The sequence below is a fragment of the Streptomyces nogalater genome (assembly GCF_039532885.1).
In the GTDB taxonomy this organism is placed as follows: domain Bacteria; phylum Actinomycetota; class Actinomycetes; order Streptomycetales; family Streptomycetaceae; genus Streptomyces; species Streptomyces nogalater.
Genome location: NZ_BAAASM010000054.1, coordinates 144,374 through 166,154 on the forward strand (window position 1 = coordinate 144,374; position 21,781 = coordinate 166,154).

Consider the following 21,781-nt stretch of genomic DNA (forward strand, 5'->3'; position numbering starts at 1 on the left):
ACCCTCAGGAGGAAGCCCATGTCGTCCTGCTGCAGCCCCGACGGCAGCTGCCACTCCGGCGCGGCCACCACCCAGATCACCACCGACGCCACCAGGACCGTCTACGCCGTGACGGGCATGACCTGCGGCCACTGCGAGGCCGCGGTCACCAAGGCCGTCAGCGGTGTCGACGGCGTGCTGTCGGTCGAGGTGGACGTGAAGACGGGCCGGGTCACCGTGGTCGCCGAGAAGAACCCCGATGACGCCCTGATCGCCCAGGCCGTCGACGAGGCCGGCTACGCGCTGACCGGCCGCACCGCCTGACGCCGGCCCTCCGAGACGCTCCTCGCCGCGGCGCGGGGAGCGGTCCGGCCGGGCTCACCCAACCCCCGTCGGCGAGCCCGGCCGGATCAGTCGTCCCCGCTCAGGGGGACACCGCCCGCACCCGTGCGCGGGCGGACAGCCGGGCCTGTGTGCCGGCGTCCAGGGGCAGCCGGACCCGGCGGTCGATACGGTCCTCCTCCCAGTGCCGGGTGTCGATCAGCCACCAGCGCTCGACATCGACCCGGTACAGACGGTGCGGCGCGGCCCCCCGCAACCGCTCCGGCGGCAGCTGCCACCGGGCGCGCTGCCCGGCGTCGGGGAACACCGTCTCGTAGAAGGGCGCGTGGTACGCCTCCAGTTCCCCCGGGCCGATCTCCGTGCAGCGGCCGGTGAACTGGGCGCCGTCGACGGACGCGAAGGCCACCCCGGCGGCCCCCTCGGTCACGAACAGCGAACCGCTCACCCGGGGGTCCGCGCGGATGTCTCCGCTGTGCCGGGCGCCGGTGGACGAACCGAAGACGAAACGCAACGGACCGGCGAACCAGGCGTATTCCAGGGTGGCCACCCACGGGGCTCCGTCCCGCGAGGTGGCCAGGTTCAGATAGCGAGCACGGTCCAGCAGGTGTGCCGTCCGCTCGATCAGGCTCTCGTCGATCGCCATGCGCGACCCTTCGGTGTCGTGGGGCGTGGTCACTTGTGGCGCAGGAAGACCGGCAGGGACGCGACGTCGTTGCCGATGAAGGTCTGCCCGGGCGGTACGTCCTCCGGGGCGACGGCCAGGGCCAGCCGCGGGAACCGGTCGAACAGGGCGGGCAGCGCGATACGGGCCTCCAGCCGGGCGAGGTGCGAGCCCGGGCAGAAGTGCGCACCGAGGCCGAAGGCGATGTGGTCCTTGTCCTCCCGGTCGATGTCGAAGGTCTCCGGATCGTGGTGCACACCGGGATCCCGGCCGTGGGCGCCGTAACAGACCAGGATGGCGTCCCCGGCGCGTATCACCACGCCCTCGCCGAGGTCGATGTCCTCCTTGGCCCAGCGCATCGGCAGGTGCATCACCGGGCAGTGCACGCGCAGCGACTCCTCGACGGCGTCGTCCCAGCGCGCCGGGTCCGCCCGGAGAATGCCCAACTGGTCCGGCCGGGCCAGGAGTTCGCGGATGGTGTGGTCCAGGAGGTTGATGGTCGTCTGGCTGCCGCCGCCGATCATCAGCAGCAGCGTCGACACCAGTTCGTGCTCGTTCAGCGACTCCTCGCCCTCCTCCCGGGCGGCGAGCAGGAAGCTGGTGAGGTCGTCCGCCGGCGTGCTCCGCTTGGTGGTGATCAGCAGGTGCATCGCGGCCACCAGGTCGTCGTACAGCGCGACCGCCTCCTCCTCGGACAGGCCGGTCCTGGCCACCTCCCGGAACACCCGCAGCACCTCGGGCCGCTGGTCGTCCGGGATGCCGAAGAGGTCGCAGATCACCTGGGTGGGCACGCTGTAGGAGAACTCCTCGTGCAGGTCCACCGGTTCGTCGCCGGGCCGGGTGGCCAGCCGGTCCAGCAGCATGGTGACGTCCGCCTCGATGTGCGAGCGCAGCCTCTCCACCCGGCGCGGGGTGAAGGCCGGGGTGATCAGCTTGCGCAGCCGCGCGTGCTCCCGTCCGTCCGCCGTGGCCATCGAGTCCAGGTCGACCCACGGCGACAGCCACGGCACGGTACCGGGCTGATAACCCGGAACGGTCTTCTTCAGGTCCCGGGAGACCCCGGGGTGGGTCAGGAGCATCCGTACGACGTCCCCTCGGGACACCGACCACGCCGCCACCCCCTCCGGCAGTCGCACGGGGACGGCGGGCCCCAGCGACCGCAGGCGCTCGACCTGTGCGTACATGCACCGGCCGCCCCTGTTGTCGAGCGTCTCGGTGGGCGTTGCGCTGAAGGGAATCGCTGACATCGCGTGCCTCCTGACGAGGGGCCGGACGCGGCGGCCGGAGCGGATCCAGGACCGCTCCGGCCGCCACGNNGCCCGCCCCGCCCGCCACGTCCGGCGGTGTTCACTGAATTGGCTGTACGTACGGTGCTGTTGGTGCCGTTCTGTCGTTCCGGTGGGCTCGTGCGGGGGTCCGCCGGACGGTCGAGGTCCGCCGGGGGCCGCCGGTCAGTCGGAGTCCGCGGCGGGGACCGACCGGGCCGGGCTCGCCTCGGCCGGTCCGTCGTCGGGCACCGCCGAGCCGGTCGGCGGTACATGGCGCAGCGAGACCGCCGCGGCGACGGCGCCCGCCGCCGCGATCACCGCGGCCGTGCCGGCGGCGACGTTGAGCCCGCTGGTGAAGGCGTCCCTCGCCACGGCCAGCAACTGGTCCCCGACCCGGCCGGGCAGGTCCCGGGCGGCGGCCACGGCGCCGTCGAGGTTCTCCCGGGCGGCGGAGGCCGCCGGGTCCGACAGACCGTCGGGCAACTTGCCGTCGACGCCGTCGCGGTAGACGGCGGTGCCGATGCTGCCGATGACGGCGACGCCCAGCGAGATGCCGAGGTCGTTGACGGTCGACGCCAGGCCTCCGGCCGCGCCCGCCTTCTCCGGCGGCACCGAACCGACCACGAGGTCCGTGGTCAGCGCCATGGACGGGGAGACCGCCGGGTAGAGCACGATGAAGCCGACGATCACCCAGGGCAGCGCGGTGGTGCTGTCGACGAGGGTGAACAGGAGGTAGCCGACGACCTGGACGGCCAGCCCGGTGGCGATGACGTACCCCGGCCGGACGCGCCGGGCGAGGACCGGGGAGCGCATCGCGACCACGATCAGGGCGAGGGCCGCGGGCAGGATCGCGAACCCGGTCTTCAGCGGCGACAGGGCCTTCACCAGCTGGAGGTACTGGGTGAACATCAGATACACGCCGCCCAGCCCCATGGCCGAGAGGATGAAGACGCCCAGCGCCCCGCTGACCGTCCGGTTCTTGAACAGCCGGACGTCCAGCAGCGGCTCGGCGGAGCGCAGCTGGCGGACGACGAACACGACACCGAAGAGCACGCCCACCACGACGGCCAGAGCCGACACCAGCGGTGAGCCGGTGGTGGCGAACGACTTCACGCCGTAGATCAGCGGCAGCAGCGTCAGCAGCATGAGCAGCGCGCTGAACAGGTCCAGCCGGCCCCTGCTGGGGCCCTGCCGGCCCGGCAGCAGCAGGGGCGCGCCGATCACCACGACCGCCATCACCGGTACGGCGACGAAGAACGTCGCCCGCCAGGAGAACGCCTCCAGCAGCAGACCGCTGAGCAGCGGGCCGAGCGCGACACCGGCCGAGATGGCCGCCGCCCAGGTGCCGATGGCCACGCCCCGCTGCTTCGGGTCCTGGAACAGCGTGAAGATCATGCCGAGCGTGGTCGGCATCTGCATGGCCGCCGCCACGCCGAGCAGCGCACGCCAGACGATCATCAGCTCGGGCGAGTCCGTGAAGGCCGCCGCCGCCGAGACCGCCCCGAACAGCAGGGCCCCGGTGATCAGGAGGTTCCGGTGGCCGAAGCGGTCGGCCACCGTACCCATCAGGACCAGCAGGCTGGCCATCAGGAAGCCGTAGATGTCCAGAATCCACAGTGTCTGCGTGCTGCTGGGCCGCAGATCCGCCGCGAGATAAGGGATGGCCAGGAACAGGATGGTCAGCATCATGAACAGCAGGAGCGCGGGAAGAACCAGCAGGCCCAACGCGGCCCACTGCCTCCCCCCTGCGCGTAACTGCGGACTTCCTGCCGAAGACATCAGCACTCCTCTCCTCGTCGAGACCTGGCACGCAGGCATACCCCTACCGGGTATTGCAGTGAAAATACGGATGGGGGGTATGGGTGTCAAGCCGGGGTGGAGAGCCCGGGCACACGTGCGCTCAGCCCGTGCCGAGACCGCGTGCCAGACAGTTCCAGAACGCGCCCTCCAGCGCGTGCACGGTCCCCGCGCAGCGCACGGCGGCCACCGGATCGTCCCCGCCGGCCAGGCCGTCCGCCAGGGTCGCCGTCGCCTGGTCCAGCAACGCCTGCGGGGTGTCGGCGAAATAGCGGAAGTGTCCCAGCGCGCGCTCCTCGATGCCGTACCGCGCCACCAGGGCGTCGGCCACCCGGACATAGGTCAGGCCGGAGTCCGTCACGTTCGCCAGCAGCGCCAGCGCGGTGTCGCTCGCGGTGCCGAACAGGGCCGCACGCGCGAGATAGGCGGGGTAGGCCTGGGTGAGCGGCCGCGGTTCGTAGGCCCGCAGGTCCTCTGTCGTGAGGCCGAGCGCCGCCGCGAAGTCCCCGAGCAGGGCCAGCGCCTGGGCCTCGCCCTGGGCCATGGCCAGGAACAGGTCTCCGGCCGGGGCGACGGGGAAGCGCGACGCGAGCAGCGCGAAACTGCGGCGGTCGCTGCCCACCAGGTGATAGAGCTCCCCGGCCAGCCACTTGAGCCGTTCCTCGGGCATACCGCCCTGTTCGAGCACCTCCAGGAAGCGATTGGGCTCGGCATGCCCGGCGATCCGCAGCCGTGCCGCCTCCAGGACGTCCGTCACGGTGTTCACCGGGTCCTCCTCGTGGTCTCGTCGGACGGCCGGGCGGTGAGCGGTGTTCCCGCCGGCCCGATGACGCGCCTGAGGTTCGGGCCCGTCGACGGCCCCGGCCGCTGCTCGGCGATCCAGGGGCCGTCCACGCAGACGTCCACCACTCCTTCCTCCAGCCAGGTGTGGCGGCCGTCCAGCACATGTCCCGTCACCTCGCGGTCCACGGCGTCGGTGTTCTCGCCGAGCCTGGCCAGCGACTCGGCCGCCCGCAGCCGTGCCTGACGGCAGAAGGCGTCGGCGAGTTCGGCCGGGGAGCCGTCGTCGCCGCCGAGTGCCCTGGCGTAGACACAGCTCGCGCTCATCGCGTACAGCTCGGCACCGACGTCGACGATCCGCCCGAGGAACCGCTGCCGCCCGTCGAGACCCTCCCCCTCGGGACCGGACTCGGCGGCGACAGCGGCGAGTTCACCGGCGATCCGCCGACTGGTCCGGGCGACGAACTCCAGATGGTCGTCCAGGAGTGCTGTCCCTCCTGCTGGTGCCGTGTCCCCTGCTCGCGCCGTGTCTCCGGTTGGTGCCCTCTCCCGGTCACCCGCCGCGGCCCGGTGGGCCTCGATCAAGTCGTGGGCGAGGAAAGCTCGCAGTGCCTCGCTGGAGCCGTCGAAGATGCGGCCGACCCGGACGTCGCGCAGCAACTGTTCGGCCGGTACGCCGCGTTCGCCGCGGGCGATGGCCGACTCCGCCGTCTCGTAGCCGCGGCCGCCCCGGAGCTGCACCAGTTCGTCCGCGATGACGCAGGCCTGTTCCGACGCGAACAGCTTGGCCAGTTCCGCGTCCAGCCGGGTGTCGGTGCCGCCGGCCTCCGCGCGCCGGGCGATGACCTCGACCATCGCCTCCAGCGCGAAGGCGGTGGCCGCGATGAAGGACACCTTGCCGGCCACCGCGTCGTGCCCGGCGATGGGCCGCCCGAACTGCACCCGGGCCGCGCTCCACTGCCGGGCGATCCCGAGGCTCCACTTGGCCGCGGCGGCGCTCACGGCCGGCAGCGACAGCCGCCCGGTGTCCTGCGCGGCGAGGGCGATCGCGAGGCCCTCTCCCTCCGCGCCGATCCGGTGGCCCGCCGGGACGACCACCCGGTGCAGACGGATGCAGCCGTTCTCCAGACCGCGCAGCCCGAGGAAGGAGTTGCGCCGCTCCACCGTCACCCCGGGCGCGTCCGCCTCCACGACGAACGCCGTCATCCCGCCCTCGCCGCCCTCCCGGGCGGGGACGACGGCCATCACCACGAGCAGGTCCGCGACGACGCCGTTGGTGGTCCATGTCTTCACCCCGTCGAGCACATAAGTGTCCGAGCCGGGGTCGTACACGGCCGTGGTGCGCATGCGGAACGGGTCGTTGCCGATGCCGGCCTCGGTGAGGGCGAAGGCGGAGATCTCCCGCACGCACCGCGGCAGGAACGCCCGCTTCTGCGCCTCGGTCCCGGACAGCAGCAGCGGCTGGACCAGCCCGATCGCCTGGTGGGCCGCGAGCAGTTCGCTCAGCGCCGGATGCGTCGTACTGGTGAGCATCAGGGCGCGCAGATAGCAGTGGGTGGACAGGCCCAGCCCGCCGTAGCGGCGCGGGAGCCGGATGGCGAGCGCCCCGATGTCCTTCAGCCCCTCGACCACCTCGTCCGGGACACGGTCCTCGCGCTCGATCGCGGCGCTGTCGACTTCCTTCTCACAGAAGTCGCGCAGGCGCGCGAGGAAACGCTCCTCCGCCGGTTCCAGCCGCCGTGGATCGCCCGCGGGCTCGGTGAGCGGATCCGTTTCCGGCCGGCCGAGGAACAACGCGGTGGCGAACCCCGGCCGCCGGGCGGCCGGCGGGGCCTGCGGCTCCGGCATGCCTGCCGCCGTCATGCCGCGGAAGCGGGGACGGCCTCGATGACCGACAGCGGTCCGGCCTGCCCCACCCCGACCGACCGCACCCTGAACCCGGTCTCCGCCAGCAGCGCCCGGAACTCCCCTTCGGTACGCTCCTGGCCGCCGGTGGTGACCATCATGTTGACGTCGGTGAAGTACGCGACGGGCGCGGCGGTGTCGGCGGTCTCGGGCAGCACCGTACCGACGATCAGCAAGGTGGCCGAGACGGGTATGTGCGCCCGGACCGTACGCAGGATCGCGCGGGCCTCGTCGTCGCCCCAGTCCTGGAACACGCTCTTGATGATGTACAGGTCGCCGTCGCCCGGCACGGACTGGAAGAAGTCCCCGGACCGGACCTCGCACCGGTCGGCGAGCCCGGCCTTGCCCAGGGTGGCGGGGGCCTCGGCCACGCCGCTCGGGCTGTCGAAGACGACGCCCCGCAAGCCGGGCCGGGCCTGGAGGATCGCGGTGAGCAGGGTGCCGTCGCCGCCGCCGAGGTCCACCACGGTGCCGGTCGCCGGGAAGTCGTAGCCCGCGGCCAGCTGCGCGGCCGAGAGCCGGGACTCCTCGCTCATCGCCTCGTTGAACAGCGTGCTGGTCTCGCCGTGCCGGGCCAGCCAGTCGTAGATGCCCGTCCCGTGGACGTGGTCGAAGGCGCGTTCGCCGGTGGTGACGGTGTGGCGCAGGCTCTGCCAGGACGTGAAGAAGAGGGGGTGGCAGAACATCCTGGCGAACTTGTGCAGGGAGTCCGGGGAGTCGGAGCGCAGCTGGGAGCCGACGTCGGTCAGCGTGAAGCGGCCCGGCTCGGGCTCCTCGGCGATGCCGACGGCGACCAGCATCCGCAGCAGCCGCCGCAGCGAGGGCTCGTGCGTGGCGGTCGCGTCGGCCAGCTCCCGGCTGGTGCGCGAGCCGGTGCCGATGAGGTCCGCGAGGCCCAGTTCGGCGGCCACACCGATGCCGTGCGCGGTCATGTAGCCACCGATCCGCTCGATCAGGGCGGCACGCAGATCCGGTGTGCCGGCGGCGAGGACGTCCTGGGGAGTCGTGCTCATGGTCGTACTCCTTGTCGTGGGTGTCGCTCGGGGAGGGCCGGCCGGTTTCCCCGTCGGTCGGGGAGGCCGGCATGTGTTTCTGCGGACCGTCAGGGGCGCCGGCCGGTGAGGCGGTGCCGGACCCAGACGTTGGGCTCGACGTACACGGCGTGGTCGTGGGTGGTGTTCACGGTGAGCGGGACCAGGCCGCCGGGCAGCTCCACCGGGCCGTCGGTGTCCAGGGGAAGGCCGGTCCACTCGCGCCACTGGGCCAGGCTCCCCGCGACCGTCATGGACGCCGGGCACACCCGCAGCACCTCGCCGCCCGCCCGCACATGCACCCGCAGCCAGGGATCCTCGGGCAGCCCGTCGGGCCGGCGCAGCGCTGTGTACGCGGCCAGCGGCAGCCGCGGGTAACGGTGCTTGCCGCTCGGCCGCAGCGGGACCACGACGTCGTGGAACCCCTGGGCGCGGGCGTGGTCGAGCAGGGCGCGCAGGGTGTACCCGGACAGGTTCCGGGCGAGGCGGTCCGGGACGACGGCGATCTCCAGCGCGCACAGCGTGGTGGGTTCGCGGCCGGCGGCGGTGTCGGACAGGCACTGGCGCAACGCCTCGTCCCAGCCGGTGTCGGGCAGCTCGTCCGAGGCGCCGTCCCAGGCGAGGGGCACGCCGGCCGCCCGCGCCACGACGCGGTCCTCCTCGTCGAGTACGACGAACTGGTGCTCGGCGTGGCGGCGCAGCGCCCAGTCCACCAGGAGCGGATCGGGGCGAATGTAGGCGGGCCACGACGACTCCATGGTGATCATCGCCTCTTCCAGATCCGGTCGCTCGGCGAGGCTGATCGCGCGCAGGCCGGTGCTGGTGGTGCTCATGGCGTCTCTCCCGTCGGTGAGTGCGGGCGCGGTGGCGGTCGTGGTGCTCATCCGGCGAGCCGGCGGGCGGGCAGCCGCCCGGTGGGCAGCGGCCGGGGCTCGTGCCGGCCGGCGAGCAGGGCGAGATACCCCTCCCGGGGGACCGGCCGCGCGCCCAGGAGCCGGACGTGGTCGCCGTCGCGCTGGACGTCGACGGCCCGCCCGCCGGCCGCGGCGAAGCGCCGGACGAGGTCGGCCACCGCCGTCTTGCCCGCGCCACTGCGCAACGTGAACTGGGAATCGGCGCTGAACACGCCGCCGACCCGGACGCCGAAGGTGCCGCCGATCAGCTCGTCCCCCTCCCACACCTCGACGCTGTGCGCGTGGCCGAGTCCGTGCAGCACGCACAGCCCCCGCAGCAGGTCGTCGGTGAGCCACTGCTCGCTGCGTCCGGTGCGGCACTGGCGGACCACCCGCTCGAAGCACCTGTCCGCCGTGGTGGTCCAGTCCGGTGTGCTGCGCAGCTGCCTGCGCAGGCTGCGCTGGAGACGGGCCCGTTCCACGTGGATGACGGGCCGCGGGTCGGGGGAGCACCAGGCGATGGAGTAGGGGTCGTCGCAGCCGGGCAGCACCTTCACCACACCGGCCTCGACCTCGGCCTCGTACATCAGCTCGTTGACGATCCGCTGTTCGGCCGTCGCCGCCGGGAAGGGGTACAGGCCGCGCCGGTAGGCGGCGAGGAGGGACTGGGGACCGAGGTCGCCCCCGAAGGCGACGGGCCCGTCCGCCGGGCCGCCGAGGACGTCCAGCGCTTCCCATGAGCCGCGGGTCCGCGCCAGGGTACGGATGTACACGTCCACCTCACAGGAAGTCGATGGAGGTCAGGTACCGGATGTAGCGGTCGAGCAGCTCCGCGTCCACGGGCGGGATCTCGATACCGCTGCCGCGCAGCGCGGCGTCGACGTTGTCCCGGGTGAACACGGGGAACGTCGTCTCCAGGTACATCTCGGCCACGCTCATCTCACCGGTGGAGCAGCGGTCGATGAACAGCGGGGCGAACGGTGTCATGGGGTGGTCGGGCCGCTCGATCGCCATCCTGACGATCCCGTCGACCCACTCCTCCCAGGGGATCTCGCGAATGGTGTGGCCGTGTGCCCGCAGCCGGCCGGCCAGCACGGAGACGTTCACCTTCCCGGGATTGGTCAGGTGGTAGATCTCGCCGGCCGGCGGCCTGCTCGACGCGATGTGCAGCAGCGCGGCGGAGTAGCAGTCCACCGGGGTGTAGTCCAGGGGGAGTTCGGCGACGGGCGAGGTCCCGGTGTCCACGATGAACTTCTTCATCGCGCACATCTCGGTGGCCGTGTTCCAGGCGCCGGTCGCGCGGTCGCCGGAGATGTCGGCGGCCCGGTAGACGGCGACCGGCAGGCCCTGCCTGGCCGCGTTCAGCAGCAGTCCCTCGGCGACCCACTTGCTCTCGACGTACCCCACCGACAGCCGGTCGGGGTGGTCGGGCGGTGTCTCCTCGGTCACGTGCCGGACACCGGCGGTGCCGAACCCGGAGACCACGGCCATGGTGGAGACGTAGTGCACGGGGATGTTCCGGTACCGTGCGGCCATCCGGACGATCTCCCGGGTGCCCTCGACGTTGGTCGGGCGCATATGGGAGTACGGGTAGATGAAGTTGACCAGCCCGCCCGGGTGGTGGATGACGTCGATAGTCCTGGCGAGGTGGTCGAACTCCGCCTCGGTCAGCCCCAGACGCGGCCGGTCCAGATCGCCCGGCAGGACCGCGATCCGTCCGGACGCCGCGTACTCGGCCAGGTCCTCGGCGAGATAGCGCCGCGCGGTGCCCTGGAGGCGCTCGACGGCATGCCGGGCGTCGCGGGCCCGCACCAGGCAGTGCACGGTGGCGCCGGTGGTCCTGAGCAGGTCGCGCAGCAGGTAGACGCCCAGGAAGCCGGTGGCCCCGGTGAGGAGGACATGGGCCGGGTCCGCCCACGCGGTCTCGGTGGGCCGCGCCTGGATCGGCACGCCTACGACGGTGTCCGCCCGCAGATCGGTGGGGGCCGCGCCGTCCGCGCTGAGCGTGCCGGCCCGGGCCGACTCCACCGCCGCCGCGAAACCGCGCAGCGTGGCGTCGTCGAGCAGCAGCCGGATCAGCGGGCGCACCTGGGTGATCAGGACACCGAGCGAGGCCCGTACCTTCGCCATCAGCTCGGCCGCGAGGATCGAATTGCCGCCCAGATCGAAGAAGTTGTCGACCGGCCCCACCGACTCCACACCGAGCACCTGACACCACAGACCGGCGACGGCGCGCTCCACGAGGTTCGCCGAGGACGCCCCGGCACCGGCCGCCGCAGGGGCCCCGGGCAGCTCGGACGGATCGGGCAGCGCGGCGAAGTCGGTCTTGCCGTGCGCGGTCGTCGGCATCGCGTCGAGCTGGACGAACCGGGCCGGGACCATGTAGGCGGGCAGGTGGCGGGCGGTGAAGGCGCGCAGTTCCCCGGGATCGAGGGGGTGCGGGGCGCGCCGGGCGGTGAAGTAGGCGACGAGCTGGTCCTCCCCCCGGTGGGCGAAGGACGTGACCGCGGCGTCGTCGACGAGGCCGTGCGCGGACAAGGCCGCCTCGATCTCGGCCGGTTCGACGCGGAAGCCGCGGATCTTGAGCTGCCGGTCGGCCCGGCCCACGATCTCCAGGTTGCCGTCGGCCGTCCAGCCGCCCAGGTCGCCGGTGCGGTACACGGTCCCCGTACCGGCCGCCGCGCCCGGCAGGGTGACGAACCGCTGCCGGCTCCGCTCCTCGTCGCCGAGATAACCCTGGGCGACGCCGGGGCCGCCGAGGTAGATCTCGCCGTGCCGCCCGGGCGGGACCGGGTTCAGCCGCTCGTCCAGGACCCGCACGACGGTCCCCGGCAGCGGCCGTCCGACGGGCGCGGGGCCCTGGGCCGGCAGCGCCTCGGCGGTGATCTCCATCGTGCAGGAGGTGATCGTCGTCTCGGTCAGCCCGTAGGCGTTGACGAGGCGGGAGTCCGGCATCAGCCGCAACGCGGTCCGGCAGTCCTCGGCATGCACCGCGCTGCCGCCCACGATGGTGAGCCGCACCGGCAACTCGACGGGTTCGCGGGCCAATTCGGCGAGGAAGGCGCGCCAGTACGATGGGGTCAGGTCCATCACCGTGACACCGTGCGACACCAGCCGGCCGGGCAGCTCGCTCGGCGCCCAGGCGTACTCGGGCAGGACGAGGGTCGCGCCGTTGAGCAGGGTGTTGAGGATCTGTTCTATGGAGGTGTCGAAGGACAGCGCGGCGAACTGCAGCACCCGGTCCTCCGGCCCGACCCCGTACCGCTCGTTGACGGCGCGGCACAGATAGGCGAGGGAGGCGTGGGCCACCCGTACGGCCTTGGGGGAGCCGGTGGAGCCCGAGGTGTAGATGATGTAGGCGGTGTCCGCCGGCTCGACGGCGACGGGACCGGCACCGGGGGAGTCCTCGGCGTCCGCGGCGGCCCGCGGGTCCAGGGTCGTCACCGGCAGCCCGGTGAACCGGCCGGTGTGCTCGGGGCGGGTGACGGCGACCGCGCAGCCCGTCTCCTTGACGTAGGCGGCGATCCGGTCGTCCGGGACGCCCGGCTCCACCGGAAGGTAGGCCGCCCCCGCCTTGAGCGTCGCGAGCAACGACACGACGAGGTCGATGGAGCGCTCCAGGTGGACCAGGACCACCGCTCCGCGCCCCACTCCGCGCAGGCGTAATCGGTGGGCCAACCGGCTCGCGGCCGCGTCGAGTTCGGCGTAGCCGATCCGGTGGCCGTCGTGTTCCACCGCTGTGGCCTCGCCACGGGCCGCCGCCACCGCGGCGAAGCGCTCGTGTGCGTACGGCTTCCCGATGATGTCCATGAGTCCTCTCGTCCAGTACGGGTGTGAGAACGCTGACTGTCCGCCGACGCGCGTGGGCGCACGGCGGACTCGTGCCTGGGATTGCGCCGGCCCTGAGGGAACGGGTGGCAGGCCGGAGTGCCGGTGTGCGGTGAATCCGTTGGCTGCGGGCGGGAGTTCAGAGGGAAGAAGTCACCGCGCCCGGCACACGGCGGGCGCGCGGGTGCGGCTCGACGGCCACACGGAAGGGGATCGGCCGGCTCGGGGGCATCGGGTGGGCGAGTCGAACGGCCGCTGAGGTGTCAGCGTGCCCCGACGCCGTCACAGACAGCGGTGTGCGGCGTCGCTCGGTCCCTGCATCGTCGATGTCTCCATCGTTGCCGTCCCCCATCTTCAACCGAACGTCAGTTTCCGTGCCGGGTACTCGACCCGGCGCCTACTGTGCTCTGTTGCGACCGTGCCGAGGAAACCCTACGGCGGCAGGCGTTGTCAACGGGGGGACATTCCTTTTCCGGAGAGTGGAACGAGGGATGGAGAGGGGAACACGCGGGGAAAAGAGAGGGGTGCGGCCGCTCACATCCGCGCCCCGTGCAGAAGGATGGCGGCCGGTAATCGGGCGGTTATCCGAAGCGCCGACAGGCCGTGGCCGACCCCTTCATCGTGCTCAAACATCTTGCCTCCCCTAGGGGGTATGGGTATAAGTGGTGCGGAACGGGACTTCAATCCACAGACGGGAGCGGCTTTTGCGCAACTTCTCCGGACCGGCCCGGGCCGGTCGCGTCCCACCACGATTTCCGAAATGCCGGGACGAGGCCGTCGTCGTTACCGCCCGGAAATTGACGTCCTGTTAACCGGCGATTATCAGCGACATTCCGGGCGTTGACCGCGATATCCATGGGCCGGCCTGTTCTCCCGCACGTCGTCCGCCGCACCGCTCCCGCCGCCACCGCGGACTGGCCTGGATGGGCGCTGGGCAGCCCTGTGCGGCCCTGCCCGGCCTGGCTCTGCTCGGCTTGCTTGGCCCAGTCCGGCTGCGGACAGGTTCGGCTGCGGACAGGTTCGGCCTCGGACCGGTCCGCGGAACGACGCACCGCAGCAGAAAGGGACCCTCATGTTCGACGACCTCGACGTCCGCGCCCTGTCCCGCCGCCCCGGCGCCAAGTGGAGCCGTGCCCAGCCGGGCGTCCTCCCGGCCTGGATCGCGGAGATGGACTTCCCGCCCGCCCCGGCCGTGCGCGAGGCCCTGCTGCGCTGCGTGGAGGACGACCTCGGCTACCCCTCCTGGGACGGACGGGCCGAGGAGAACCCGCTGCGCACCGCCTTCGCCGAGCGGATGCGCGCACGCCACGGCTGGCAGCCCGACCCCGCCCACGTACGGGAGTTCACCGACATCAACCAGGGCCTGCAGGCCGTGCTGAACGTCGCTACGCGACCGGGGGACGGCGTCGTGGTGCACACCCCGACCTACCCGCCGTTCCTGGAGACCATCGCGAGCATGGGCCGGCGCACGCACGCCGTGCCCTACACCCCGGACGGCGACGGCTGGACGTTCGACGCCGACCGGCTGGACCGGGAGTTGCGCGAGGGCACCTCCCGGGTGCTGCTGCTGGTCAACCCGCACAACCCGACGGGGCGGGTGCTCGACCCCGAGGAACTGCGGGCGCTGGCCCGGCTCGCGCTGCGCCACGACCTGCTGGTGGTCGCCGACGAGGTCCACGCCGATCTGGTCCACGAGCCGCACCGGCACATCCCGTTCGCCTCCCTCGGGGACGAGGTGGCCGCCCGCACGGTGACCCTGACCTCGGCCACGAAGACGTTCAACGTGCCCGGGGTGCGCTGCGCCGTCGCCCATGTCGGCGCGGCCGGGGTGCGCGAGGCGCTGGCCCGTCCCACCCACCTGTACGGTGAGCCCAACACCTTCGGGGTGGCCGCCACCCTGGCCGCCTGGGAGCAGGGGGAGGCCTGGCTGGCGGAGCTGCGGCAGGTCCTGGCCCGCAACGCCGCGCTGGTACGCGGCGGGCTCCCGGCCGGGGTGGGCTACCGGATGCCGCAGGCCACGTTCCTCGCCTGGCTGGACTGCCGCGAACCCGGGCTGGAACCCGACCCGTTCACGTTCTTCCGGGACAAGGCCCGGGTCCTGCTCAACGACGGCCGCGCCTTCGGACCGGGCGGCGAGGGCTTCGTACGCCTCAACTTCGCCACCTCCCGGAGCATTCTGGAGGACATCCTGCGCCGGATCCGGGAGTCCCTGACCTGACACACATCCCCGGCCTCGCGGACGTACGACGACGGCGGGGCGGACCGTGTGGTCCGCCCCGCCACCGTGCCGTGGTTCAGGCCGCGGCCCGGAACCGGCGCAGCCGCAGGCTGTTGCTGACCACGAACACCGACGAGAACGCCATCGCGGCACCGGCGATCATGGGGTTGAGCAGTCCGCTCGCGGCGAGCGGCAAGGCGGCGACGTTGTAGGCGAACGCCCAGAACAGATTGCCCTTGATGGTGCCGAGGGTGCGCCGGGCGAGCCGGAAGGCGTCCGCCGCGACCCGCAGGTCCCCCCGGACCAGGGTCAGGTCGCCCGCCTCGATGGCCGCGTCCGTGCCGGTGCCCATGGCCAGGCCCAGGTCGGCCTGGGCCAGCGCGGCGGCGTCGTTGACGCCGTCCCCGACCATCGCGACGGCGTGTCCCTCGCCCTGCAGACGCTTGACCACGTCCACCTTGTCCTCGGGCATGACCTCCGCTATCACCTGGTCGATGCCGGCCTCGGCGGCCGCGGACCGGGCGACGGTCTCGTTGTCCCCGGTGAGCAGGATCGGGGTCAGCCCGAGCGCCCGCAGCCGCCGGACGGCCTCGGCGCTGGTCTCCTTGATGGCGTCGGCGACCTCCAGCACGGCGCGCGGCTCACCGTCCCAGGCCACCGTGATGACCGTACGGCCCGCGGCCTCGGCCTCGGCACCGGCCCGCGCCAGACCGGCGGGCAGCTCCATGGACCGCTCGGTGAGCAGCTTCCGCCGGCCGACCAGGACGCGGTGCCCGTCGACCACGCCCTCCACGCCGAGCCCCGGCAGGTTCCGGAAGTCCCGGGGGGCCGGCAGCGTGCCGACCCGGTCGGCGGCACCCGCGGCGACGGCCTGTGCGATGGGGTGCTCGGAGGCGTGCTCCAGCGCGCCCGCCAGCCGCAGTACCTCGTGCTCGGCCACGCCCTCGGCGGGGTGCACGGCCAGCAGGCTCATCCGCCCGGTGGTCACGGTGCCGGTCTTGTCCAGCACGATGGTGTCGACCTTCCGGGTGGTCTCCAGCACCTCCGGCCCCTTGATGAGGATGCCGAGCTGGGCGCCGCGGCCGGTACCGACCAGCAGGGCCGTCGGGGTGGCCAGGCCCAGGGCGCACGGGCAGGCGATGATGAGCACCGCCACCGCCGCGGTGAACGCGGCCGTCGCGCCCGCGCCGTTGCCGAGCCAGAAGCCGAGGGTGGCCACGGCCAGGCCGATCACGATCGGCACGAAGACGGCGGAGATCCGGTCGGCCAGCCGCTGCGCGGCGGCCTTGCCGTTCTGCGCGTCCTCCACCATCCGGGCCATGCGGGCCAGTTGGGTGTCGGAGCCGACCCGGGTCGCCTGGACGACGAGCCGGCCGCCGGCGTTCAGGGTCGCTCCGGTGACGGCGTCGCCCTCGCCGACCTCCACGGGCACCGACTCACCCGTCAGCATGGAGGCGTCGACCGCCGAACTGCCCTCGACCACGGTCCCGTCGGTCGCGATCTTCTCGCCCGGCCGGACGATGAACCGGTCGCCCACGGCCAGGTCCTCGATCCGGATCCGCTCCTCGCGGCCCCCGCGCAGCACGGTGACCTCCTTGGCGCCCAGCTCCATCAGCGCCCGCAGGGCGGCACCGGCCATGCGCTTGGAGCGCGCCTCGAAGTACCGGCCCGCCAGGAGAAAGGCGGTGACCCCGGCCGCGGTCTCCAGATAGAGGTTCCCGCCGCCGTCCGAGGGGGAGATGGTCAGCTCGAAGCCGTGGGTCATCCCCGGGGTGCCGGCCGAGCCGAAGAACAGCGCCCACAGGGACCACAGGAACGCGGCGGCGGTGCCGACCGAGATCAGGGTGTCCATGGTGACGGCGCCGTGCCGCAGGTTGGTGAAGGCCGCGCGGTGGAACGGCCAGGCGGCGTAGGTGACCACCGGCGCCGTCAGGGTGAGGGAGAGCCATTGCCAGTAGTCGAACTGCCAGGCGGGCACCATGGCCAGGGCGATGACCGGCACGGCCAGCGCCACGGCGGTGATCAGCCGCTCGCGCAGCGAGCGCAGTTCGTCGTCCGCCCGGCCGCCGGTCTCACCCGCCTCGCCGCCCTCCGGTACGGCGGGCGCGGGCGGCGCGGCGGTGTAGCCGACGGCCTCGACGGTGGCGATCAGATCCGCCACCTCAAGGACGGGGGAGTAGGTGATCCTGGCCTTCTCGGTGGCGTAGTTGACGGTGGCCTCGACTCCCTCCATGCGGTTGAGCTTCTTCTCGATGCGGGCGGCGCAGGAGGCGCATGTCATCCCGCCGATGTTCAGCTCGACGTGGGCCAGGTCCTGGGTGGTTGTTGCCATCATGCTCCTCGGCAGGGGACTGCGGAGCCGCGGTCAGGGGGCTGACCGCGGCTGGTTGCATACCCCTACGGGGTATCGGTAGAGCTATATATACCCTCGGTCCCGGACGGAAGCAAGGTCGTGGAAGATCGTTGTCCGTATACAGCCGGGGGGTATGCCGGGGGCCTACCCGACGAGGGCCCGCCTGCGCGTCGGTGCCGGGCCAAGTCACCGGGCGTCTCCGCGAATTCGCATGTCGCGCCGGGTATGGCCGGTCGGTCGCGGGTGGTTTATACGGGTCGTGGGTATCTTGCTGGAGGGAGCTCGCCGCGGTGCGGGGCATCCCTCGGGAGAGGGAAGGGAAGCGGAGTCATGGCGGGGCAGAAGAAGCACAAGGATGACGTGATGATGCGGCTCCGTCGCATCGAGGGGCAGGTCCGCGGTCTGCAGCGCATGGTGGCCGAGGACACCTACTGCATCGACGTCCTCACCCAGGTGTCGGCGGTGACCCGCGCGCTGCAGTCGTTCGCGCTGCAGATGCTCGACGAGCACATGGCCACCTGCGTGAGCAACGCGGTCGCGGAGGGCGGCGAGGAACGCGAGCAGAAACTGAAGGAGGCGTCGGACGCCATCGCCCGCCTGGTGCGTTCCTGACGGCGGACGGCGGACGGTAGGTGGCGGACGAGGCGGCAGGTGGGTCGGCGGGTGGCGGACGGCAGGCCCTGGACGGGTCGGCGGGCCGGCAGGCGGCAGGCGGCCGCGGCGGCCCGGCCGCCGGTCGAACGCCGCCGACCGGGTCGGCCCCGGGAGACGGGTCGCCGGTACCGGATCCCCGGCGCCGGATCGCCGGCCCCTGATCGCCGGGGCACCGCCCGTCTCTCGCCGCCCCTTTGACGCGAGCGCCCCCCCCTGTCGGCACCTCGCCGGTCCGAAAAGACCTCCTGCCGGCACCTCGCTGACCCGAACAGACCTCCTGTCGGAGCCTCCCGGCCGGCCGGGCCCCCCGTCGGCACCTCCTCGGCCCGGCGGACCCCCGTGCAGCGCGCGAGCCCCTCCGGCCGCATGTGCGTTCCCCCGAGGCGTGCCGGCGCGCGACCGACGGACCGGTCGCAATCGCCGGTCCGGTCGTGCTCACCGCCCGCCCGGGGCTTGTCCTGACCACCCCGCACCCCTAGGGTCGTCCGCGTACGACAGCAAGCGCTTTCCGTGTCTCTTCCACGGCTTCCATGTCCTCCATGGCCGCCCGCGTCCCGTCGATCCCCCGAGGAGCGCCGCATGCCCCTGCCCGCGTCCCGCCGCCGCGTCGCCGTGATCGGCACCGGTGCCATCGTCACCGGCGGTCATCTGCCCGCGCTCAGGGCTCACGCCGAGCGGGTCGAACTGGTCGCCGCCGTCGACCTGGACGAGGGCAGACTGGACGCCTTCCGGCAGCTCGCGGGCGCGCATGTCGCCGGGTTCGCCTCGACGGAGGCCATGCTGGACGAGGTCCGGCCCGACCTGGTGCTGATCGGCACCCCGCCCGCACTGCACCGGGAGCAGACCGTGGCCGCGCTCAAGGCGGGCGCCTGGGTGCTGTGCGAGAAGCCGCTGTGCCTGTCCCAGGCCGAACTGGACGACATCGCCGCCGCCGAGGAGGCGTCCGGCGCCTACGCCGCGGTCGTCTTCCAGCACCGCTACGGCTCGGGCGCCGTGCACGCCCGCGACCTCATCGCACGCGGCGAGCTGGGCGCCCCCCTGGTGGCGCACTGCCAGACCACCTGGTACCGGGACGCCGCGTACTACGCCGAGCCGTGGCGCGGCCGATGGGCCACCGAGGGCGGCGGTCCCACCATGGGCCACGGCATCCACCAGTACGACCTGCTGCTGCACCTGCTCGGCGAGTGGGAGGAGATCCGGGCCATGGCGGCCCGCCTGGTCCACGACGTCGAGAGCGAGGACGTCTCCACCGCCCTGGTCCGCTTCCGCGACGGCGCGCTCGCCACCGTCGTCAACAGCGTGCTGTCCCCCCAGGAGGTGAGCCGCGTCCGCGTCGACTGCGCCGAGGCGACCGTGGAGTTGACCCACCTGTACGGACACGGCAACGACGACTGGGTCTACACCCCGGCCCCGCACGTCGACCCCGAGCGTGTCGCCGCCTGGCGCGCCCCCGCGCACAACGTGACCAGCTCGCACACCGCGCAGCTCGGCACTTTCCTCGACGCCTACGACCAGGGGGTACGGCCGCCCGGCAGCGGCCGGGACGCCCGCGCCGCGGTGGAGTTCGCCGCCGCCCTGTACAAGGCGGCGTTCACCGGGCGGCCCGTGCGCGCCGGCGAGATCGGCCCTGGCGATCCTTACTACACGGCCATGCACGGCGGCCATCCCGGCTGGGCGCCGAAGGGGCGCGCGTGAACATCCGCGTCAGCCACGTCCACGGCGAGCACCTCGCGGTCCAGGCGCCGAACGGCACCGAGATCCTCCGCTACGTCTACCGTCCCGACCCGGATCCCTTCGAGTCCCCCAAGCCCTACGCCCACCCGGTCCGCACCCTGTCCGGGCGCACGGTGACCGGGTACCGTCCGAGCGACCACCGCTGGCACAAAGGCGTACAGATGACGGCCAGCCACCTGTCCGGTCAGAACTTCTGGGGCGGCAACAGCTATGTGCCCGGCCGGGGTTACCTGGCGCTGCCCGACCGGGTCGGCTCCATGCGCCACGACGGTTTCGCCGCTCTCACCTCCGAGGCCGAACGGTTCGCCCTGGCCGAGGAGTTGACCTGGGTCGCGAACGGCGGGCAGGAGTGGGCGCGCGAGGAACGCGGTATCGAGGTGCACTCGGTCGACGAGGAGGCCGGCGCCTGGGTGCTGGACTGGTCGGTCCGGCTCACCAACATTCGTGCGGAGCCCCTGGTGTTCGGCTCCCCGACCACCGCGGGCCGTGAGCTCGCCGGGTACACCGGTCTCCACTGGCGCGGGCCGCGCGACTTCACCGGCGGCCGGGTCCTCGCCCCAGGGCGCGGCGATGCCGACGCGGAGGCACTGATGGGCAGTCAGGGGCCCTGGCTGGCCTTCACCGCCGAGCACGACGAGGTCGACGGGCACTCCACGCTGGTCTTCGCGCACGCGCCGGAGAACCTGGACGAGGCGTCGGCGATCCACGAGTGCCACTGGTTCGTCCGCGCCGAACCCGCCCCGTCGGTCGCCGTCTCCTGGGCGTTCTTCGAGGAGTTCACCCTGAGGCCGGGGGAGTCCTTCGGTTACCGCTACCGGCTGGTGATCGCCGACGGCGCCTGGAGCCGGGACCGGATCACCGCCCACCTGGCGGCCCTGCCGTGGTGACCGGACCGCAAGCCCGGCCGTCGGCCGGCGGCGCCCCTTGACGGGCCCTTGGTCCGTACCTATGGTCTCGTCAACTCGGCCGTTCAGGAAGCCGCATGGCGTTCACATACGAGGACGGATCAGATGCAGGACAAGGACATGCCCGCCCGCCGTCGCCGTAAGTCCCCGCGTTCCGCTCTCGCCCTCACGGCGGCGGCGACCCTGCTCGCCACCGGGCTGCTCTCCTGGCCCGGCGCCCAGCGGGCGCAGGCCGCGCCCACCACCTTCACGCACCCCGGCGTCACCGTCTCCCGAGCCCAACTCGACTTCGCCCGCGGCAAGGTGCTGGCCGGCGCCCAGCCGTGGAAGGGCGCCTACGACCAGATGGCGGCGAGCAAGTACGCGAGCCTCAGCCGCACCCCGAAGCCCCGCGCCGTCGTCGAGTGCGGTTCGTACTCCGACCCGAACAACGGCTGCACGGACGAGCGCGAGGACGCGATCGCGGCGTACACCGACGCGCTCGCCTGGTACATCACCCGCGACGAGCGCTACGCGAAGAAGGCGATCGAGCTGATGGACGCCTGGTCCGCCGTGCTCCGGGACCACACCAACAGCAACGCGCCGCTCCAGACGGGCTGGGCGGGCTCCTCCTGGCCCAAGGCCGCCGAGATCATCAAGTACACGTACACCGGTACGTGGGCCGGCTCGGGCCGGTTCGCGGCCATGCTGCGCGACGTCTATCTGCCCGAGATCATCAACGGCTCGAACTCCAACGGCAACTGGGAGCTGTCGATGATGGAGGCGGCCGTGGGCATCTCCGTCTTCCTGGAGGACAAGACGGCGTACGACACGGCCATGGCCAAGTTCCGCACCCGCGCCGCCGCCTATGTGTACCTCGCCTCCGACGGCGACCTGCCGAAGACCGTCCCGAGCCAGAACCTCGACACCCGCGACAAGATCGTCTCCTACTGGCAGGGCCAGTCGACCTTCGTCACCGGCCTCACCCAGGAGACCTGCCGCGACTTCACCCACACCGGATACGGCATCTCCGCCCTCTCGCACGTGGCCGAGACCAGCCGGATCCAGGGCCAGGACCTGTACGGCACCGACGTCGGCGAGCGGCTGCGGCAGGCGCTCGGCTTCCAGTCGAAGTACGAACTGGGCGCCACCGTCCCGAGCTGGCTGTGCGGCGGCAGCGTCGACCGCGGGCTGGGCCCGGTCACCGAGGTCGGCTACAACGCGCTGCACAACCGCCTGGGCATCGCCATGACCAACACCGCGACCCTGACCGGACAAAACCGCCCGGCGGGCAGCAACAACCTCTTCGTCGCCTGGGAGACCCTGACCCACGGGGACAACCCGAACTGACGTCCCACTGACGGACTGCCGGCACCGGAGACCCGCAGCCCTGCTCTTCTCATAATAGGATGACTACTTTTCGCTGCCTTCGTGCCTCGTACGGTCATCTTCGC

The 21,781-nt window shown here is 72.4% G+C and carries 16 protein-coding genes; 6 read left to right on the top strand and 10 right to left on the bottom strand.

Going from position 1 to position 21,781, the window contains the following annotated elements:
• Positions 1 to 18 precede the first annotated feature (18 nt).
• The gene (locus ABD350_RS29995) at positions 19 to 303 is read left to right on the top strand and encodes a heavy-metal-associated domain-containing protein (RefSeq protein WP_344351926.1); all 285 of its coding nucleotides are present in this window, start codon (positions 19 to 21) and stop codon (positions 301 to 303) included.
• 100 nt (positions 304 to 403) lie between these two features.
• On the opposite strand, the gene ABD350_RS30000 is transcribed toward ABD350_RS29995, so the two are convergent.
• The 9 genes from ABD350_RS30000 to ABD350_RS30040 all read right to left on the bottom strand — a co-directional run bounded on the left by ABD350_RS30000 (position 404) and on the right by ABD350_RS30040 (position 12,466).
• Positions 404 to 964, bottom strand: a complete 561-nt coding sequence (locus tag ABD350_RS30000) for a pyridoxamine 5'-phosphate oxidase family protein (protein WP_344351927.1) — start codon at positions 962 to 964, stop codon at positions 404 to 406.
• Between the two features lie 29 nt (positions 965 to 993).
• Positions 994 to 2,229 (bottom strand): cytochrome P450 family protein, encoded by a 1,236-nt coding sequence (locus tag ABD350_RS30005; RefSeq protein WP_344351928.1) that lies wholly within the window; start codon positions 2,227 to 2,229, stop codon positions 994 to 996.
• A 204-nt stretch (positions 2,230 to 2,433) separates the two neighbouring features.
• Positions 2,434 to 3,975 carry an MFS transporter gene (locus tag ABD350_RS30010; RefSeq protein ID WP_344351929.1) on the bottom strand — a complete coding sequence of 514 codons (1,542 nt, stop codon included), beginning with the start codon at positions 3,973 to 3,975 and terminating at the stop codon, positions 2,434 to 2,436.
• Between the two features lie 175 nt (positions 3,976 to 4,150).
• A complete protein-coding gene (locus tag ABD350_RS30015) occupies positions 4,151 to 4,813 on the bottom strand; it encodes a thiaminase II/PqqC family protein (RefSeq protein ID WP_344351931.1) in 663 nt (220 codons plus the stop codon).
• Entirely contained in the window at positions 4,810 to 6,675 is a 1,866-nt protein-coding gene (locus tag ABD350_RS30020) for an acyl-CoA dehydrogenase family protein (RefSeq protein WP_344351933.1), read from the bottom strand. The genes ABD350_RS30015 and ABD350_RS30020 overlap by 4 nt, the downstream gene beginning before the upstream one ends.
• 11 nt (positions 6,676 to 6,686) lie before the next feature.
• Positions 6,687 to 7,745 carry a methyltransferase gene (locus ABD350_RS30025; protein WP_344351935.1) on the bottom strand — a complete coding sequence of 353 codons (1,059 nt, stop codon included), beginning with the start codon at positions 7,743 to 7,745 and terminating at the stop codon, positions 6,687 to 6,689.
• Between the two features lie 89 nt (positions 7,746 to 7,834).
• Entirely contained in the window at positions 7,835 to 8,596 is a 762-nt protein-coding gene (locus ABD350_RS30030) for an N-acetyltransferase (RefSeq protein ID WP_344351936.1), read from the bottom strand.
• Between the two features lie 47 nt (positions 8,597 to 8,643).
• A complete protein-coding gene (locus tag ABD350_RS30035; RefSeq protein ID WP_344351937.1) occupies positions 8,644 to 9,429 on the bottom strand; it encodes a leucyl/phenylalanyl-tRNA--protein transferase in 786 nt (261 codons plus the stop codon).
• Positions 9,430 to 9,436: 7 nt separating this feature from the next.
• Positions 9,437 to 12,466 carry an amino acid adenylation domain-containing protein gene (locus ABD350_RS30040; RefSeq protein WP_344351939.1) on the bottom strand — a complete coding sequence of 1,010 codons (3,030 nt, stop codon included), beginning with the start codon at positions 12,464 to 12,466 and terminating at the stop codon, positions 9,437 to 9,439.
• 1,090 nt (positions 12,467 to 13,556) lie between these two features.
• On the opposite strand from ABD350_RS30040, the gene ABD350_RS30045 reads away from it, so the two are divergent.
• Positions 13,557 to 14,702, top strand: a complete 1,146-nt coding sequence (locus tag ABD350_RS30045) for a MalY/PatB family protein (protein WP_344351941.1) — start codon at positions 13,557 to 13,559, stop codon at positions 14,700 to 14,702.
• Between the two features lie 76 nt (positions 14,703 to 14,778).
• Here the strand turns inward: ABD350_RS30045 and ABD350_RS30050 are convergent, their stop codons facing one another.
• Positions 14,779 to 17,034, bottom strand: a complete 2,256-nt coding sequence (locus ABD350_RS30050; protein ID WP_344351943.1) for a heavy metal translocating P-type ATPase — start codon at positions 17,032 to 17,034, stop codon at positions 14,779 to 14,781.
• A gap of 351 nt (positions 17,035 to 17,385) precedes the next feature.
• Between ABD350_RS30050 and ABD350_RS30055 the strand changes: the two genes are divergently transcribed.
• The 4 genes from ABD350_RS30055 to ABD350_RS30070 all read left to right on the top strand — a co-directional run bounded on the left by ABD350_RS30055 (position 17,386) and on the right by ABD350_RS30070 (position 21,677).
• Complete coding sequence (locus tag ABD350_RS30055) at positions 17,386 to 17,667, top strand: metal-sensitive transcriptional regulator (protein WP_344351944.1); 282 nt, start codon at positions 17,386 to 17,388, stop codon at positions 17,665 to 17,667.
• A gap of 621 nt (positions 17,668 to 18,288) precedes the next feature.
• Positions 18,289 to 19,404: a Gfo/Idh/MocA family protein gene (locus ABD350_RS30060; RefSeq protein WP_344351946.1), complete on the top strand. Its 1,116-nt coding sequence runs from the start codon at positions 18,289 to 18,291 to the stop codon at positions 19,402 to 19,404.
• Positions 19,401 to 20,330 (top strand): DUF6807 domain-containing protein, encoded by a 930-nt coding sequence (locus ABD350_RS30065; protein WP_344351948.1) that lies wholly within the window; start codon positions 19,401 to 19,403, stop codon positions 20,328 to 20,330. The genes ABD350_RS30060 and ABD350_RS30065 overlap by 4 nt, the downstream gene beginning before the upstream one ends.
• A 123-nt stretch (positions 20,331 to 20,453) precedes the next feature.
• Complete coding sequence (locus ABD350_RS30070) at positions 20,454 to 21,677, top strand: alginate lyase family protein (protein WP_344351950.1); 1,224 nt, start codon at positions 20,454 to 20,456, stop codon at positions 21,675 to 21,677.
• The last annotated feature ends 104 nt before the right edge of the window (positions 21,678 to 21,781 follow it).

Coding starts and splice junctions, on each gene's coding strand:
- ABD350_RS30055 (WP_344351944.1), top strand. CDS start 17,386: ATGGCGGGGCAGAAGAAGCACAAGGATGACGTGATGATGCGGCTCCGT.
- ABD350_RS30045 (WP_344351941.1), top strand. CDS start 13,557: ATGTTCGACGACCTCGACGTCCGCGCCCTGTCCCGCCGCCCCGGCGCC.
- ABD350_RS30060 (WP_344351946.1), top strand. CDS start 18,289: ATGCCCCTGCCCGCGTCCCGCCGCCGCGTCGCCGTGATCGGCACCGGT.
- ABD350_RS30005 (WP_344351928.1), bottom strand. CDS start 2,229: ATGTCAGCGATTCCCTTCAGCGCAACGCCCACCGAGACGCTCGACAAC.
- ABD350_RS30040 (WP_344351939.1), bottom strand. CDS start 12,466: ATGGACATCATCGGGAAGCCGTACGCACACGAGCGCTTCGCCGCGGTG.
- ABD350_RS30070 (WP_344351950.1), top strand. CDS start 20,454: ATGCAGGACAAGGACATGCCCGCCCGCCGTCGCCGTAAGTCCCCGCGT.
- ABD350_RS30030 (WP_344351936.1), bottom strand. CDS start 8,596: ATGAGCACCACCAGCACCGGCCTGCGCGCGATCAGCCTCGCCGAGCGA.
- ABD350_RS30020 (WP_344351933.1), bottom strand. CDS start 6,675: ATGCCGGAGCCGCAGGCCCCGCCGGCCGCCCGGCGGCCGGGGTTCGCC.
- ABD350_RS30050 (WP_344351943.1), bottom strand. CDS start 17,034: ATGGCAACAACCACCCAGGACCTGGCCCACGTCGAGCTGAACATCGGC.
- ABD350_RS30000 (WP_344351927.1), bottom strand. CDS start 964: ATGGCGATCGACGAGAGCCTGATCGAGCGGACGGCACACCTGCTGGAC.
- ABD350_RS30025 (WP_344351935.1), bottom strand. CDS start 7,745: ATGAGCACGACTCCCCAGGACGTCCTCGCCGCCGGCACACCGGATCTG.
- ABD350_RS29995 (WP_344351926.1), top strand. CDS start 19: ATGTCGTCCTGCTGCAGCCCCGACGGCAGCTGCCACTCCGGCGCGGCC.